This is a genomic window from Stenotrophomonas sp. FW305-C-20-S1 (assembly GCF_058783335.1).
In genome coordinates this window covers 1-15,855 of record NZ_JBYTEK010000045.1, presented here as the reverse complement: position 1 = coordinate 15,855, position 15,855 = coordinate 1, and the positions used below count along the sequence as shown (strand labels likewise).

The following is a 15,855-nucleotide window of genomic DNA, read 5'->3' as shown; positions in this document are numbered from 1 at the left end:
CGGGCGCTCGCACCTTCAAGCGAGGAATAACGCTCTTGTCCGATAACACTCCCGAAACCGGTAGCGCTGATGCGCCCGCCGAAAAGCGCGTGCGCAAAGCCCGCGTAACCAAGGCTGCCGCTCCGGCCGCCGCCGAAACCAGCGCCGCCCCTGCGCAGCCTGCCCTGCCGCTGGCAGCCGCGCCCGAGGCGCCGGCACCGGCCGCAGCGCCTTCCGCGCCGAGCGCACCCGCCGCCGAGGCCCCTGCCAGCAGTGGCGGCGGCGAAGGTGGCGAGGGCCGCGAATCCGGCCAGCCGCGGCAGTCGCAGCAGAACAACCAGGGCGGTGGCCAGAACCAGAACCCCTACAACCAGGGCGGCCAGCAGGGCCAGCAAGGCCAAGGCAACCGCCGTGACCGTTTCCGCAACCGCCGCGACCGTGATCGCAATGGTGGCGGTGGTGGTGGCGGTGGTGGCAACGGCGGTCGCTTCCGCGACGACGGCATGCCCAACGACAACGGCGAACAGCAGCCGTTCGTACCGCGTCCGCACGCCAACGTCCCCGAAGGCTTCCCGGTCTATTCGCTGAGCGACCTCAAGCGCATGCCGGCCCAGAAGCTGCTGGAGATCGCCGAGCAGCTGCAGATTTCCGAAGGCGTGGCCCGTGCCCGCAAGCAGGACGTGATCTTCGCGCTGCTGAAGGTGCTGACCCGCCACGGCGACGGCGTTGCCGCCGACGGCGTGCTGGAAATCCTGCCGGACGGCTTCGGCTTCCTGCGCGCGGCCGAGGCCAGCTACCTGGCCGGCCCGGACGACACCTACATTTCGCCCAGCCAGATCCGCCGCTTCAACCTGCGTACCGGCGACCACCTGTCCGGCCGCATCCGCTTCCCGAAGGACGGCGAGCGCTACTTCGCGCTGTCGATCGTGGACACCATCAACGGTGAGCCGCTGGAAGCGTCGAAGAACAAGGTGCTGTTCGAGAACCTGACCCCCCTGTTCCCGCGTCGCCGCTTCACCCTGGAGCGCGGCAACGGTTCGTCGGAAGACATCACCGGCCGCATCCTCGACCTGATGGCACCGCAGGGCAAGGGCCAGCGCTCGCTCATCGTGTCCCAGCCGAAGGCCGGCAAGACGATGATGATGCAGCAGGTGGCCACGGCCATCACCACCAACCATCCGGACGTGCACCTGATCGTGCTGCTGATCGACGAGCGCCCGGAAGAAGTGACCGAAATGCAGCGCACCGTGCGCGGCGAGGTCATCAGCTCGACCTTCGACGAACCGGCCGCGCGCCACGTGCAGGTGGCCGAAATGGTCATCGAGCGCGCCAAGCGCCTGGTCGAGCACAAGAAGGACGTGGTGATCCTGCTCGACTCGATCACCCGCCTGGCGCGTGCCTACAACAACGTCGTGCCGAGCTCGGGCAAGGTGCTGACCGGTGGTGTGGACGCCAACGCCCTGCATCGCCCCAAGCGCTTCTTCGGTGCCGCGCGCAACGTGGAAGAAGGCGGCAGCCTGACCATCATCGCCACCGCGCTGGTCGATACCGGCTCGAAGATGGACGAGGTGATCTACGAAGAGTTCAAGGGCACCGGCAACAGCGAAGTGCACCTGAGCCGTCGCATCGCTGAAAAGCGCGTGTTCCCGGCCATCGACATCAACCGTTCGGGCACCCGTCGCGAAGACCTGCTGATCGAGCCGGAGCTGCTGCAGAAGATCTGGATCCTGCGCAAGCTGCTGCATCCGATGGACGAAATGACGGCGATGGAATTCCTGCTCGACAAGATGAAGAACACCAAGTCCAACGACGAGTTCTTCGGTTCGATGAAGCGCTGATAGCGCAGCATTGATGGAATATGGAAAGGCCCCGCAGTGCGGGGCTTTTTCTTTGGGTGGCGGCAGGACGAACGGCTTCACTTCGCGGCCCGGTGATTTGGCGATAATCTGCGGGACAAATGCCTGACTCTCCGCCCCGGCCGCGCTGGCCGGGCCGCCGATTCCCGCTGTTGCCCCATCCGGAGGATCCGGCGGGTCCAGCCCTGCCCGATCCTTCAACCGCATGCGCACACTGTCTCCCCGGCTCAACCTGGGCAAGCTGATCCTTGCCCTGGCCCTGCTCAGCGCCGTCATCGCCCTGGCCAATACGCTACTTGCCAGCTATCGCGTGCAGCGCGACCAGCTGGTGGGCAACACCCTGGAAGCCAACCGCGTGTACGCCACCAAGCTGGCCGAGACCACGCAGAACTTCCTGCTGGCCGCGCAGCAGCAGCTGGCCTATGCCGCCACCCGGCTTGGCGACAGCGACATGGATCCGGCCCAGGCGCAGGATGAGGCCCGTCGCCTGCAGCTGCAGTCCAGCAGCTTCAACTCTTCGCTGGTGGTGGCCAACGACGGGCGGGTGATCGCGACCTCGCCGCAGAGCCTGCAGCTGCAGGGCGAGATCCTGCGCAGCGCTGGCAACAAGGCAGCGTTGGAACGGCGCCAGCCGATGATCAGCGATCCCTACCAGTCGGCCACCGGCAAGCTGCTGATCTCGATCTCGCACCCGGTATTCGACCGCAGCGGCCAGTACCGGGGCTATGTGAGCGGCACCCTGTACCTGCGCCAGCGCAGTGCACTCAACACCCTGCTGGGTACGCACTACTACCGCGATGGTTCCTACCTGTACGTGGTGGACCGCCATGGCCGCCTGATCTATCACAACAACCCCAAGGAAGTGGGCACCTACGCGTTGAACAACCCGGCGGTGAAAGAAGTGATGCGCGGCCAGCGCGGTGCGCAGCAGGTGCGCAACAACCACCAGGTGGCGATGCTGGCCGGTTACGCGCCCGTGGCGGCAACCGGCTGGGGCATCGTCGCGCAGCGCCCGACCGAGGCGACGCTGCAGCCGCTGTCACGCCTGATGTCGGCGGTGATCTGGAATGCCATTCCGCTGGGCGTGCTGTCGCTGCTGATCACCTGGTGGTTCGCCCGCCGCATTTCGCTGCCGCTGTGGCAGCTGGCGCGCAACGTGCAGGACGGCGAAGACACCGGCAATGCGATCAGCCACGTCAATGGCATCCGCGCCTGGTACTTCGAAGTGGCGCAGCTGAAACAGGCTGTGCTGTACAGCTTCAATGCGCTGCAGGACCGGATCGGCACGCTCAACCGCGCCAGCCGCACCGATCCGCTGACCGGCCTGCTCAACCGTCGCGGGCTGCAGCAGGCGCTCGACGCGCTGCAGGCGCAGGGCCTGCCGTTTGCGATCCTGACGCTGGATATCGACCGCTTCAAGTCGATCAACGACAGCCACGGTCACGACGTCGGTGATGCGGCCATCGTCCATATCGCCGAACAGATGCGCCGCCATTCGCGCGAGACCGACGTGCTGTGCCGCGCCGGTGGCGAGGAGTTCCTGGTGCTGCTGCCGGGCGTTGGCATCGAAGCGGCCCGGCAGACCGGCGAGCGCCTGCGCCAGGCCATCGCCGACGAACCGTTTGCTCCGGTGGGCACCATCACCGTGTCACTGGGAGTGGCCCACTTCCCCAGTTTCCATACCGATCCGGAACAGGCACTGCGCTTGGCCGACAAGGCCCTGTACCTGGCCAAGGAACAGGGCCGCAACCGGGTGGTGGTATACCCGCACGCCGATTGAGCACATCGATTCGAGCGGGATGCGCCGGGGCAGGCCCGGCGCATCCCGCAATGACGCATCAGCCCAGCGGGGTCAGCAGGCGCGGGCCTTCCTGCGCACGACCGACCATGTACACACCGCCTTCGGGCAGCAGGTCGCTTCCGGCGGCCAGGGTTTCCTCGCCGGTCTTCCACGGCGCCTGCTGGCGCGGGCCGGGAATGTACGCGGTCCAGCGGCCGTAACGCTCACGCGAATCCTGGAAGGCGAAGCGCACCGGTACGCGCACGGTCCAGAAATCGCGATCCTTGTCCTCGCCGGTAGTGGGCGGGTTGAACGTCCAACGCTTGGCGCTATTGACGCTGGCCTTGGCCAGGATATCGCGCAGCTGGTTCATCGCGCGCGCGGTACCAATCACGGTCAGATTGGTCTGCTCGGCAATCACATCAGCCACCCTGCCATCGCGGCCGACCTTGACCATCAGCATGACCGTGCCCTCCCCCTGCATGGTCACCGCCTGCGGTGGGTAATCCGGTCCCCGCAGTGCATTGCTGGTCACCCTGTCGGTGCCGACCTCACGCTCGCCATCCACCTTGCTGAAATTGGCATCGACCAGGCGGACCCGCATGGTGCCCTCGGCAGCATTGTCGGCCATCAGCCGCAGGCGCACCGCAGTGCGTGCCTGCACGGGCGCACCATTGACCAGCACCGGGTCGAAACGCCAGCCCTGCACGGCCTTGTCCACGAAATCGGCAATACCCACGTCGATCTTCTCGCGACGATCGAGCTGGAACCCTTCAACCTGGCCTTCGCGGCCGATGTCGATGACGCCACTAAGGGTCATGCTGGCCTCGGCCTGCCTGCGTACCTCGCGCGCGGTCTGCGCATCGGCGGTATCGATCAGGGCGGCACCGCCCGACACCGCAAGGGCCAGTGCCAGGAAAAGAGAAGAACGCATCACAGCCACTCCTTGTGCATGAAGTTGATGAAGTCTGACCCCCGGGCAGGGGCCGATGAAACGCGGGGGCGGTTGACCGGCATCATTGCTCGGCAAGCGGAGTCAACAGACGCAGCCCGCGGGTAGCGCTATCGACCATGTAGACGCCACCGGCCGGCAACAGATCGGTACCGACCTGCGCGGCATCGTCGGTGGTGCGCCACGGGGCCTGCTGGCGGGGGCCGGGAATGTAGGCCTGCCAGCGGCCGTAAGGAGTGGGGGGTTGCTTGCTGCCCTTGTCGTTCAGCGCGAAGGTGACCGGCACGCGCACGGTCCAGAACGCCAGGCCTTTGTCCCCGCCGGAGGTCGGCGGAGTGAACGTCCACTTGCGGGCCTCGCTGATGCTGGCCTTGGCCAGCATGTCCCGCATCTTCTGCATCGCGTGCTCGGGTGCCACCACGCCCATGTTCACCTGTTCGGCGATGACGTCGGCAACCGCACCATCACGCTCGACCTTGACCAGCAGCATCACCTCGCCCTGTGCGCCGACGCGGAATGCCGCCTCCGGATAGCGCGGAGGCCTCATCTGGTTTCCGGTCACCGCGTCGGTGGCTTTGTCGTCATACTCGCTGAAATCCACGCTGGTCATGCGCACGTCCATGCTGCCATCGGCGCCGGGCCTGCCCAGCAGGCGTACGCGCAACGGTGCATGTTTCGCCACGGGCTTTCCGTCCACCAGGGTACGTTCAAACTGCCACCTGCGGATCGTGCCATCCACGAACGCGGCGATGGCCGGTGCGATCGACGCCTGCTGGTCCAGCACAAGGCCACTGACCGCGCCATCTGCAGCGACATCGATGTTGCCGGTCAAGACCATGCTGGCTTCGGCGGTGGCACGCACCGCGCGTGCGCTCTGCGCTGCCGCATCGGTGCTGAGCAGGGCGCCAGCCGAGCCGATCGCAAGCGCGAAGGCGAGAAACAGGGGAGAACGCATCATTGCCGATCCTTGGTGATGAAAGTGCCGAGATTACCCGAGTTCCTCGCCGTCGGCGCGGCCAATCACGCCAACCGCTGCGCAGCCGAATACGGTGGCGTGTCCGGATAATCGCCCGCCGCAAAGCGTGCCTGCAGCCCCTGCCACCAGGCGGGATCGAACAGATGGCGATAGTGCTCGCGCACCGCTGCCAGTTCCTGCGCCGGCAAGCCCATGAACGGCCCGAACCGCTCGGGGAAAACATCGCGCGGACCGACATGGAACCAGGGCTCATCGGCCATCGCTTCTTCCGGAGAGCTTGGCTTGGGCCAGGCCCGGAATACGCAGTCGCTGACCAGGCACAACTCGTCGTAGTCGTAGAACACAGCACGGCCGTGGCGCGACACGCCGAAGTTCTTCGGCAGCATGTCACCTGGGAAGATGTTGTTGCGCGCCATGTCGGTGATCGCCTGCGCGTAGTCGAGTACCGCTGCGCGCACGGCCTCGCCAGCCTGTTCGCGCAGATAGAGATTCAATGGCCGGAAGCGACGCTGCACGTAGCACAACGCGATCTCCACCTCGTCGCCATCCACGCGCACGCTCTGCGCGCACTGCTGCAGCAGCTCGTCCAGCAGCACCGGGGCGAAGCGTTCGCGCGGGAAACGCAGATGCCGGTAGGGCTGTGCGTCAAGCAGGCGACCGACACGGTCGAGGTTGAACACCAGGGCGTACTTTTCCTCCACCTGCTGACGCGACATCGTCTTGGGCCAAGCGAAACGATCACGGATCAGCTTGAACACCAGCGGGTAGCTGGGCAGGGTGAACACCGCCATGACCATGCCCGGCGTGCCTTCGGCATGCGCCAGACGCTCGTTCGGGTGTTCATTGAAGTGGCGGAAGAACGTCCGGTAGCGCTCGGTCTTGCCCTGTTTGGCGCGTCCGAGCACGGTATAGATCTCGTCGATCGGCTTGCCCGGCAGCAGGCTGCGCAGAAACACCACCGCATCGCCAACCGTACCCAGGTCAGCCTGGAAATAGCTGCGCGACACGCCGAACAGATGGGCAACATCGCGACGCCGGGTCAGCACGGCATCGGCGCGCAGGCCCTGGTCGTCATTGACCAGCGCGATCACGCACGGCGAGAAACGGTGTTCACCGAACACGCGCCCGACCAGATAGGCGCGGCGCTCGCGGTAGAACACGGTATCTAGCAGCTCGATGCTGCGTACCGGCGTGTCGCCCCAGTGCGCCAGATCGTCCTGCAGGCGCACGGCGATGGCGGCGGCACAGCGCAACTGGTGCGCATACGGAACATCGAAGCGGTAGTCGGCCAGCACCCGTTGCAGCGCCTCTACCGGCCGCGTCGGCGAGACCGCGTAGGTGTGGCGCGCCACCGGATGGGTGATCGCATCGGAGGGCTCGACATCGAAGGCGATGAACTCCACTTCCGGGTCCACACCGCGGATGGCGAACAGCCGTCGCGACAGCGTGTTGTAGAAGGTCTTGTAGAGCTCGGCGTCGATCAGGCCCTGCAGCAGGGCGCTGAAGTGCGCGTGCACCAGCAGCCACAGCGCGCGTTCGCTGATGGCGTCACCAGCCAGCCGCCGCAGCGCATCCATCTGCTCGGCGATGCACTGGTCGTACAGGGCGATGCGCTCCACCGCATCGTGGCGCGCCGCCGCCCAGTCGCGCTGCTGGAAACGCACCCGGGCACGCGCCGTGATTGCGGCAAAGCGGGCGTGATACTGCTCGAAGCCATCACGGATGGCCTCGGCGATGCGCGGTGCCAGTTCGGTTGCAGTGACAGGATCGGACATGCACGTCGTATCCGGGGAAACCGACCTCACCATACGCTGGCGTGGGGTAGCTTGTGTAGAGCCGAGCCACGCTCGGCTGCTGCTGCCTCAGAGAACCAGACAAACGCAACCATTCCTACAGACCCCGGGCGACTGCATTGCCTACTCTTTCAGGCCCATAACGGCATGAGGTGACGCATGCAGCAAATGACCCTGATCCCACGCATGGAGGAAGGCAACGTAATCCCGCAACGGGTACGCGACGGCTACATCAGCGCGACGGCGCTCTGCCAGTCAGTGGGCAAGCGCTGGTCGGACTATCGGTCGCTGAAATCCACCGGTGAGTTCATCGAGGAGCTGACCCTGCAGACCGGCCTCCCGGAGGACCAGCTCATCCATGTGGTGTCCGGGGGCAATGCGGCGATGCAGGGCACCTGGATCCACCCTTACCTGGCCATCAATCTCGGCCAATGGTTGTCACGCAAATTCGCGGTGAAGGTGTCGCAATGGGTGGTCGAATGGCAGCAGGGCCGGGCGAACGCCGTCATGCCCGCCCACATCGAGCGCTACATGCAGAACCGCTCGAAAGTGCCCTACACGCATTTCTCGATGTTGAACGAGCTGACCCTGAACCTGATCGCGCCACTGGAGCAGGCGGGCTATACGCTGCCGCAGGAGCTGGTGCCGGACATCTCCGAGGGCCGGTTGTTCTGCAAGTGGCTGCGCGATCACAAGGGCATCGATCCCAACACCTTCGACACCTATGAGCACAGCTATCCAGACGGCCGCAACGTGCAGGCAAAGCTCTATCCGAACGAGCTCTACGAAGACTTTCGCCGGCACTTCAACGAGACCTGGCTCCCACTGCATGCGCCCAGATACTTTGCTGCGCGCGACAGGCAGGCGCTGACCTTCGTACGCACGCTTCTGCTGCCTTCGACATGACATCACAGCGGACCGATCCCTGGGCTGCCGTGCAGCACCAGGGATCGGTCCCACCGAGCCGGCTCAGATCGCCAGTTCGGCCTCCACGTCCTGCACCTTGCGCCGCGCCAGGGCGAGGTTGGACTTGGTCCGGTCCAGCACGATGTAGAAGAACAGGCCCTTCTTCTTCGCCACCGGGCGCATGATGTGATACGCCTTGCCGAGCGAGATCAGGATGTCCTCGATGCCATCGTTGAGGTTGAGCGAGGCGGCGGTTTTCATCTTCGCGCGGATCACTTCGGTGTTGCCGGCCGCCGCCACTTCCATGTCCATGCCCGAACCGGCCTCGCCCAGCAGCATGCCGCTTTCGTAGTCGACCAGCGCCACGGCCTGCGCGCCATCGATACCCATCAGTGCAGTCAACGAATCATTCAATCCAGCCACGTTGCACCCCTCTCAATGTTGGTTCGAGCCCCTCGTTCCCCTGCGGCCGGGCTCACGATCCGCTGAGTTCGGCCAGGATCGCCTGGCCACATTCCCTGCTCTGCCACAGCACCTGGCCGATCACGCTGCGCTGGTCGCAGGCCGCCATCAGCAGCAGTGGCGCTCGCCCCTCGGCCTGGATGGCCAGCATCAGCACCTTGCCACCGGCAGCCTCCAGCATCAGTGTCTGCAGATCGCCCAGCGCCAGTTCGCGCCCCACTGCTGCAGCCAGGGCCAGCATCGCGCTGGTCATCGCCGCCAGGCGTTCGCCACGCCCCTCCGCACCAGCACTGACCAGGGCAAAGCCATCGACGCTGGCCAGCACCACGGTCCGCACCCCTTCCACCCGCTGCTGCAGGTCCTGCAGCAGCGGCTGCAGGCGCTCGCGCTGCTGCGCGTCCGGCAACGGCGCGCCTTGTCCATCAGCCATGTGCGGCCACCAGTGCATGCGCTTCCATTTCGCTCATCAATACGTCCATCAGCAGCAGTCCTTGTTCGCGATCGCGGGCATCCACCGCCAGCAACGGCAGCGGCTGACCATCGAGCCGGGCGCGCTCGGCCCAGTCATCCAGCGCCGCTGCCGGCACCTGGTCAAGATGCGTCACCGCCACCACCAGGGCCAATGCCGGACCGAACGGGCGCAGCACCTGCAGGTAGGCGTCCAGCTCGGCGGCCACCCCGGCACGGCGCGCGTCCAGCAGCAACACCGCACCGCGTGCACCCTGCAGCAGGATCGGCCACAGGAAATCAAAGCGCTGCTGGCCAGGCGTGCCATACAGGCGCAGCCTCTCGCCGTTGGGCAGGTCGATATCGGCGTAGTCCAGCGCCACCGTGGTCGAAGCCTTGTCGGCACCCACGCGGTCGCTGTTGGCTACGTCGGTGTCGACCACCGCACCGGCGGCGATGCTGCGTACCAATGTCGACTTGCCGCTGCCCATGCCACCGAGCACCACCACCTTGTGCTCACGCATCGCGATCACTCCCGCGCAGCGTGCGCCACAGGCGTGCGAGCAGGCCGTTGTCGGCATTGCTGGCACGCGCACCCGCCAGCGGTACTGCAGGTGCGACCTGCAGCTGCGCATAGCCGCACAGGTAGGCGGCGTGGATGAAATCGCGCACGGCGGCGGCGGGAAGATCCAGCAGCATCGCGCATTCGTCCACCGTGCAGGCACGCTTGAGCAGCAGCGAACAGAGACGGAAGCCATCGTGATCGTGGCCGAGCACGCGGAAGTCCGGCCAGCGCAGCAGCTTCACCGACGCCCCGCGCAGGCGCTCATCCAACGCCTGCCAGTGACGGCTGCGCTGCGCCCATTGCCACAGCAACGGACGCAACGGCAGTCGCGCGCGGTCACCCGCCAGTGCCTGCAGCTGCGCCGGCAGCAGCGCATCCAGATACAGGTGCTCGAAGCCCTGCGCCAGCCGTTCCACCAGCACCGTAGCCGGCTCGTGCAGCAGCACCGCCTGGTCCTGTTCCAGATCCAGCAGCAGCAGCGGTTCTCCACCCTCGCCCAGCAGCGCCTGGCCCTGCCGCGATGGCAGCCGCTCGCGCAGCAGGCGGGTAATCGCGTGCGCGCCGTCAGCCAGGCGGATCGGTGTCGCGTCGGTGCCGGTCTGCATGCCGCGCAGCGCCCGTCCTATCGCGCCATCATCCAGTACGTCCTGGCCGCCATCGCCCTCGCGCAACTGGCCGCCGAGGTCCTCGATCCAGCAGTGCAGCCGCGGGCGCTGCTGGCGCATGCGCAGTGCCGCGTTGCGCAGCGCTGGCGTATCGCGGATCACCAGCAGATCGCAGTCGTCCAGGTCCTGGCTGCGGCGGATCTGCCCGTCCGGCAGCGCCGAGGCCAGCCGCAGCCTCTGCAGCAGGGCCTGTTCGCCCTGGATGTCGGTTCCCACTACGAGCACGCGTGCCATCCGTGTTCCCCGTGCGACCACCTCCCCGGCGGTCTCGCATCGCCAAGGCTAGGCCATGGCTTGCCGCCATCGTCGTGATCGACTGCTCATATTGGTGGCAGTGGTGAACATGCATGCATCCTTTCTGCGACGGCCATCGCGGGCAAGTTTCATGCCGTGTTGACGGCGTTCCGACAGATGACGGATTTCACGGTTCCGGGCCCGAGTACATCCACGCCATGGGTGGGGTCAGATCCCTCTGCGGTACAGAGGGATCTGACCCCAGGCCCGCAAAAAAGAAACCCGCGCCGAGGCACGGGTTCCTTCCAGGTCTCAACCGGGCGGCGATGAATCAGCCGCGCAGCTGCTCCAGCGCGGCATTGAAGGTCGCGCTCGGACGCATCGCGGCAGCGGCCTTGGCCACGTCCGGACGGTAGTAGCCGCCGATGTCCACGGCCTTGCCCTGCACCGCGATCAGCTCGTCAACGATCTTCTGCTCGTTGTCAACCAGCGCCTTGGCCAGCGGAGCGAAGCGTGCCTGCAGTGCGGCATCTTCGTTCTGCGCTGCCAGGGCCTGCGCCCAGTACAGGGCGATGTAGAAGTGGCTGCCACGGTTGTCGATGCCACCGAGCTTGCGCGACGGCGACTTGTCGTTGTCCAGGAACTGGCCGTTGGCCTCGTCCAGTGCCTTGGCCAGCACGCGGGCGGCAGCGTTGTCGTAGCGGTTGCCCAGATGCTCCAGCGACGCGGCCAGGGCCAGGAACTCACCCAGCGAATCCCAGCGCAGGTAGTCCTCTTCGACGAACTGCTGCACGTGCTTCGGTGCCGAACCGCCAGCACCGGTCTCAAACAGGCCGCCACCGGCCATCAGCGGGACGATCGACAGCATCTTGGCGCTGGTGCCCAGCTCCATGATCGGGAACAGATCGGTGAGGTAATCGCGCAGCACGTTGCCGGTCACCGAAATGGTGTCCTCGCCCTTGCGGATGCGGGCCAGCGAGAAGGTGGTCGCTTCCACCGGCGGCAGGATGCGGATATCCAGGCCGGTGGTGTCGTGGTCCTTCAGGTACGTCTCGACCTTGGCGATGACCTGCGCATCGTGGGCGCGGGCGGCGTCCAGCCAGAACACGGCCGGGGTGCTGCTCAGGCGCGCGCGTTCGACGGCCAGCTTGACCCAGTCCTGGATCGGCGCGTCCTTGGTCTGGCACATGCGCCAGATGTCACCGGCCTCCACGGCGTGTTCGAATACCACGTTGCCGGCCTCGTCAGTGACCTTGACCACGCCGTCGGCAGCGATCTGGAAGGTCTTGTCGTGCGAGCCGTACTCTTCGGCCTTCTGCGCCATCAGGCCGACGTTGGGCACCGAGCCCATGGTGGCCGGGTTGAAGGCACCGTTGCTGCGGCAGTCGTCGATGACAGCCTGGTACACGCCGGCATAGCAGCGGTCCGGAATGACCGCCTTGGTGTCCTGCAGCTTGCCTTCGGCATTCCACATCTTGCCGGAGTCGCGGATCATCGCCGGCATCGAGGCGTCGACGATCACGTCGCTCGGCACGTGCAGGTTGGTGATGCCCTTGTCCGAGTTGACCATGGCCAGACCCGGACGCTGCGCGTACTCGGCCTGCAGGTCGGCTTCGATGGCGGCACGGGTGGCTTCGGGCAGCGACGGCAGGCGCGCGACCAGATCACCGATGCCGTTGTTGGCATCGAAACCGGCCTGCTTGAGCGTGTCGGCGTGCTTGGCGAGCACGTCCTTGTAGAACTCGTTGACGACCACGCCGAACATGATCGGGTCGGAGACCTTCATCATGGTCGCCTTCAGGTGCAGCGAGAACAGCACGCCCTGCGACTTGGCGTCTTCGATCTGCGCATCGATGAAGGCGGCCAGCGCCTTGCGGCTCATCACTGCCGCGTCGACGATCTCACCGGCCTTGACCGCGGTCTTTTCCTTCAGCACGACGGTGCTGCCGTCCTTGCCGTGCAGGGTGATCTTCAGCGCGCCGGCGTTGGCCAGGGTGGCGGACTTCTCGCTGCCGTAGAAATCACCCGCGTCCATGTGCGCAACGTGCGACTTCGAATCGGACGCCCAGGCGCCCATGCGGTGCGGGTGCTTGCGGGCGTAGTTCTTCACCGACAGCGGCGCGCGCCGGTCGGAATTGCCTTCGCGCAGCACCGGATTGACTGCGCTGCCCTTGACCTTGTCGTAGCGCGCCTTGTAGTCGCGCTGCTGGTCGTCGGCCGGGGTCTCCGGGTAATCCGGCAGCGGATAGCCCTGGTCCTGCAGTTCCTTGATGGCGGCCTTCAGCTGCGGCACCGAGGCGGAGATGTTCGGCAGCTTGATGATGTTGGCGTCGGGGGTGGTCGCCAGCTGGCCCAGCTCGGCCAGGTCATCGTTGACCTTCTGCGCATCGCTCAGCAGTTCCGGGAACAGCGACAGGATGCGGCCGGACAACGAGATGTCACGGGTTTCCACTGCGATGCCCGCGGTGGAGGTGTAGGCGTCGACGATCGGCAGCAGCGACTGGGTGGCCAGGAACGGTGCTTCGTCGGTCAGCGTGTAGAGGATCTTGGACATGGGGGACTTGGACTCTGTAGCAGTGCTCAGGGGAAGGCCGGCGCCAGCGCCGGGCCACGTGCAACCGTGTCACTTTCCCCGCCGCCGTCAGGGTGGGCGCGCGCCGGGGAAACCCCTGCATTGTCGCGTTTTCAGCCGCGCGGGGCAAAGCCGTGCCATACGCGGCGGTACTGCACGCCGGCAACGCTGTGATCCATCCACGCATGGCGTGGGTCTGCCGAAACATCGCCGCGCGAGGATCGGCCAGGTGTCCGCACCTGTAGATCCACGCCATGCGTGGATGGGGCCTTCCCGCAAAGCCGCCAACAAAAAAGGACGCAGCCTCGCGGCTGCGTCCATCGTGAGTCCAACCGGGAGAGAGTCGGCGGGACTTACTTGACCTCGAACTCCTGCGGCGTTCCGGCCGCCTTACCATCAACCATGACTTCGGCGCGGTACTTGCCGGCCGGCCAGCCATTGGCATTCTTGAAGGTGATGTTGGTGGTCTCTGCACCGCTGGTGTTCAGGGTTGCGTTCTGCTCACCGGCCACCTGGCCATCCTGGAAGGTCAGCTTGGCGCCGACGGTGACATTGTTGGCCGCTCCATCGGTCTTCACCGAGACGATGACATCGTCCTTCGGCGCGAACAGGGCGGCCGTGGTCACCGACTTGTCAGCTGCGGCGGTCTTGCCGACAGTGACCGCCGATACCGCTACGGCCGATGCAGCCATCGGCGGCGGTGCGCCGGTCATCGGCGCGGGCGCCTCGGCCGGCGTGGTTGCCGCCGGAGCAGCGTTGTTGTCTGCGGTTTCTTCCTTCTTCTTGCAGCCCACCAGGGCGACGCTGCCCAGCAGCGCGGCCAGCAGGGCATTCTGAAGCGGGGTCGTCTTGATCATTCGGGGTTCCTCCAAGGATTGTTCGGACGGCGATTGGATCGCCGGTATTACTTCGGCGGCAGTTTCAGGGTCTGGCCCGGGAAGATCTTGTCCGGGTCGTCGAGCACATCGCGGTTGGCTTCGAAGATCTTCTTCCAGGCGTTGGCATCGCCCAGGTGCTGCTTGGCGATCTTCGACAGCGAATCACCCTTCTGCACGGTGTAGGTGCCACCGCTGACCACCTCGGCGGTACTGTCCACCGAAGCACTGACGCCGGAAAAGTCCGCCTTGGGGACCTGCTGGGCGGTACTGTCGACGCTGCCACTGACGCCGGAGAAATCGGCTTTCTTCTCGGTACTCATCCACACACTCCCGTCTGTATGACTACATGGCTGGCACGGTGTCATAGAGGTTGTTAAATGGGGATGGTGCCGATGTGAAGCCGCCCCCCGGGGCGGCTGAACAATCGGGGCCCAACCGGTAGCGCTGGGCCATGCCGGGCGGCTCCGTATGGGGCCGCTGCGCTCGCCGGGCATGCCCCGGCGCTACCTGTAACCGCCTGCGGCGGTTACTGCCGCAGTTCGCGGTAGGTCGCGGCCGGGGCGGCAATGCCGGGGCTGGCGCGCCACGGGTTGATGTCCAGGCCACCGCGACGGGTATAGCGGGCTTCGACTTCCAGCCACTGCGGCCGGCAGCGCGCGGACACTTCACTGAAGATGCGCTCGACGCACTGCTCATGGAACTCGGCGTGCTCGCGGTAGCTGACCAGGTAGCGCAGCAGGCCGGCACGATCGATCTGCGGGCCGCGGTAGCGCAGGCTGACAGTGGCCCAGTCCGGCTGCCCGGTGACCGGGCAGTTGGACTTCAGCAGGGCCGAGACCAGGGTCTCCTCCACCAGCGCATCGGCGTTGGCCGACAGGTAGTCCGCCTGCGGCGGGCCATAGCAGTCGATGTCCACCTCAAGGCCGTCGATCGACTCGCCCAGCGGTGATCCGCGCAACGCCGGCAGGCCGAACGTGACCTGGACCGGGGCGCCGGCGCAGGCCGACAGGTCGGCGACGAGGCGCTCGCGCAGGGCTTCGGCACTGTCGATGCGGGTGCTGTTGAGGGAGTTCAGGTACAGCTTGAACGACTTCGATTCGATCAACCGCGGCGAGGTGCACGGCACCTGCACGGTGGCGACGGCGACCTGCGGTTTGCCACGCAGGTCAAGCCAGCTCAGCTCGAAGGCGTGCCAGCGGTCATGGCCGACGAAGGGCAGCGCGGCCTCGTCCAGACCGATCTCGGCGCGGGCGCCGACGCGCGGGATGGGAAACAGCAGGCCGGGATCGTACTGCGACGGGTAACTGACCTCGCGACCGAGGCTGGAATCCTGTGGGGTGTTCATGGTGCTTATTGTATCGCGCGCAGAGCGGGCCTTCGGCCGGGTCGGCCGACGGCGGAGCCCCTCCGTGGTGGGGTTGGTTGGTCGGCAGAGCGGTCTATCGGGTTGGCCGGGAGGGTGGGTGGGCTGGGGGACGCCGTGAATACGTCCTTGTAGGCTCGGGCGCGCCATCCATGGCGCTTACGCCCCCAGCCCACCCACCCTCCCGGCCACGGTCAATTTCCCGCGCCACCACGGGAAAGATCAGGAAAATCAAAATCAAAAACCGATGCTTCAGACGTTCATGATGTCCGCCGTGTCGACCAAGGTCGACACCTACCAACAGCCGCGTGCCGACCAACGGTCAGCACCCACCAACAGCAGCGGGAACCTGTCGAAGGCGGGGTGGGTCCGGTTGCGGGGGTGTCCGCGGCATGGATGCCGCGGCCAAGCCCCCATGGACGGGTTT

14 protein-coding genes are annotated in these 15,855 nt (G+C 66.1%); 3 read left to right on the top strand and 11 right to left on the bottom strand.

The features are described from left to right. The first annotated feature begins 35 nt into the window (after positions 1–35). Together rho and AC3WTC_RS18270 are read left to right on the top strand one after the other, a co-directional pair. Positions 36–1,817 carry a transcription termination factor Rho gene (gene rho, locus AC3WTC_RS18275; protein WP_033832384.1) on the top strand — a complete coding sequence of 594 codons (1,782 nt, stop codon included), beginning with the start codon at positions 36–38 and terminating at the stop codon, positions 1,815–1,817. A 223-nt stretch (positions 1,818–2,040) separates the two neighbouring features. Further along, positions 2,041–3,615, top strand: a complete 1,575-nt coding sequence (locus AC3WTC_RS18270) for a sensor domain-containing diguanylate cyclase (RefSeq protein WP_099785608.1) — start codon at positions 2,041–2,043, stop codon at positions 3,613–3,615. 58 nt (positions 3,616–3,673) lie between these two features. On the opposite strand, the gene AC3WTC_RS18265 is transcribed toward AC3WTC_RS18270, so the two are convergent. The 3 genes from AC3WTC_RS18265 to aceK form a co-directional block, all read right to left on the bottom strand. Next, a complete protein-coding gene (locus AC3WTC_RS18265; RefSeq protein ID WP_492712201.1) occupies positions 3,674–4,549 on the bottom strand; it encodes an energy transducer TonB in 876 nt (291 codons plus the stop codon). An 82-nt stretch (positions 4,550–4,631) separates the two neighbouring features. Next, entirely contained in the window at positions 4,632–5,522 is an 891-nt protein-coding gene (locus tag AC3WTC_RS18260; protein ID WP_492712199.1) for an energy transducer TonB, read from the bottom strand. Between the two features lie 65 nt (positions 5,523–5,587). After that, positions 5,588–7,318 (bottom strand): bifunctional isocitrate dehydrogenase kinase/phosphatase, encoded by a 1,731-nt coding sequence (aceK, locus tag AC3WTC_RS18255; RefSeq protein ID WP_301910183.1) that lies wholly within the window; start codon positions 7,316–7,318, stop codon positions 5,588–5,590. A 177-nt stretch (positions 7,319–7,495) separates the two neighbouring features. Between aceK and AC3WTC_RS18250 the strand changes: the two genes are divergently transcribed. Further along, the gene (locus AC3WTC_RS18250) at positions 7,496–8,242 is read left to right on the top strand and encodes a KilA-N domain-containing protein (protein WP_025878602.1); all 747 of its coding nucleotides are present in this window, start codon (positions 7,496–7,498) and stop codon (positions 8,240–8,242) included. A 63-nt stretch (positions 8,243–8,305) separates the two neighbouring features. Here AC3WTC_RS18250 and AC3WTC_RS18245 read toward each other — a convergent pair whose 3' ends face one another. The 8 genes from AC3WTC_RS18245 to queF all read right to left on the bottom strand — a co-directional run bounded on the left by AC3WTC_RS18245 (position 8,306) and on the right by queF (position 15,410). Next, on the bottom strand, positions 8,306–8,665 hold the full coding sequence (locus tag AC3WTC_RS18245; protein ID WP_025878601.1) for a hypothetical protein: 360 nt from the start codon (positions 8,663–8,665) through the stop codon (positions 8,306–8,308). Positions 8,666–8,717: 52 nt separating this feature from the next. Then, complete coding sequence (locus AC3WTC_RS18240) at positions 8,718–9,134, bottom strand: roadblock/LC7 domain-containing protein (RefSeq protein WP_032976421.1); 417 nt, start codon at positions 9,132–9,134, stop codon at positions 8,718–8,720. Then, on the bottom strand, positions 9,127–9,675 hold the full coding sequence (locus AC3WTC_RS18235; protein ID WP_492712198.1) for a GTP-binding protein: 549 nt from the start codon (positions 9,673–9,675) through the stop codon (positions 9,127–9,129). The genes AC3WTC_RS18240 and AC3WTC_RS18235 overlap by 8 nt, the downstream gene beginning before the upstream one ends. Next, positions 9,668–10,615: a hypothetical protein gene (locus AC3WTC_RS18230; protein ID WP_105164765.1), complete on the bottom strand. Its 948-nt coding sequence runs from the start codon at positions 10,613–10,615 to the stop codon at positions 9,668–9,670. Before AC3WTC_RS18230 ends, AC3WTC_RS18235 begins: the two co-directional genes overlap by 8 nt. Before the next feature lie 331 nt (positions 10,616–10,946). Beyond that, the gene (locus tag AC3WTC_RS18225; RefSeq protein WP_492712196.1) at positions 10,947–13,169 is read right to left on the bottom strand and encodes an NADP-dependent isocitrate dehydrogenase; all 2,223 of its coding nucleotides are present in this window, start codon (positions 13,167–13,169) and stop codon (positions 10,947–10,949) included. Positions 13,170–13,540: 371 nt separating this feature from the next. Then, a complete protein-coding gene (locus AC3WTC_RS18220; RefSeq protein WP_025878596.1) occupies positions 13,541–14,044 on the bottom strand; it encodes a hypothetical protein in 504 nt (167 codons plus the stop codon). Between the two features lie 47 nt (positions 14,045–14,091). Continuing rightward, a complete protein-coding gene (locus tag AC3WTC_RS18215) occupies positions 14,092–14,385 on the bottom strand; it encodes a LysM peptidoglycan-binding domain-containing protein (RefSeq protein WP_025878595.1) in 294 nt (97 codons plus the stop codon). Positions 14,386–14,591: 206 nt separating this feature from the next. Beyond that, on the bottom strand, positions 14,592–15,410 hold the full coding sequence (gene queF / locus AC3WTC_RS18210; RefSeq protein WP_492712194.1) for an NADPH-dependent 7-cyano-7-deazaguanine reductase QueF: 819 nt from the start codon (positions 15,408–15,410) through the stop codon (positions 14,592–14,594). Between the last annotated feature and the right edge of the window lie 445 nt (positions 15,411–15,855).

Excerpts from the sequence above, each read along its gene's own strand:
- AC3WTC_RS18240 (WP_032976421.1), bottom strand. The coding sequence starts at position 9,134 with ATGGCTGATGGACAAGGCGCGCCGTTGCCGGACGCGCAGCAGCGCGAG.
- AC3WTC_RS18225 (WP_492712196.1), bottom strand. The coding sequence starts at position 13,169 with ATGTCCAAGATCCTCTACACGCTGACCGACGAAGCACCGTTCCTGGCC.
- AC3WTC_RS18235 (WP_492712198.1), bottom strand. The coding sequence starts at position 9,675 with ATGCGTGAGCACAAGGTGGTGGTGCTCGGTGGCATGGGCAGCGGCAAG.
- queF (WP_492712194.1), bottom strand. The coding sequence starts at position 15,410 with ATGAACACCCCACAGGATTCCAGCCTCGGTCGCGAGGTCAGTTACCCG.
- AC3WTC_RS18260 (WP_492712199.1), bottom strand. The coding sequence starts at position 5,522 with ATGCGTTCTCCCCTGTTTCTCGCCTTCGCGCTTGCGATCGGCTCGGCT.
- AC3WTC_RS18215 (WP_025878595.1), bottom strand. The coding sequence starts at position 14,385 with ATGAGTACCGAGAAGAAAGCCGATTTCTCCGGCGTCAGTGGCAGCGTC.
- AC3WTC_RS18265 (WP_492712201.1), bottom strand. The coding sequence starts at position 4,549 with ATGCGTTCTTCTCTTTTCCTGGCACTGGCCCTTGCGGTGTCGGGCGGT.
- aceK (WP_301910183.1), bottom strand. The coding sequence starts at position 7,318 with ATGTCCGATCCTGTCACTGCAACCGAACTGGCACCGCGCATCGCCGAG.
- AC3WTC_RS18220 (WP_025878596.1), bottom strand. The coding sequence starts at position 14,044 with ATGATCAAGACGACCCCGCTTCAGAATGCCCTGCTGGCCGCGCTGCTG.
- AC3WTC_RS18230 (WP_105164765.1), bottom strand. The coding sequence starts at position 10,615 with ATGGCACGCGTGCTCGTAGTGGGAACCGACATCCAGGGCGAACAGGCC.
- AC3WTC_RS18250 (WP_025878602.1), top strand. The coding sequence starts at position 7,496 with ATGCAGCAAATGACCCTGATCCCACGCATGGAGGAAGGCAACGTAATC.
- AC3WTC_RS18270 (WP_099785608.1), top strand. The coding sequence starts at position 2,041 with ATGCGCACACTGTCTCCCCGGCTCAACCTGGGCAAGCTGATCCTTGCC.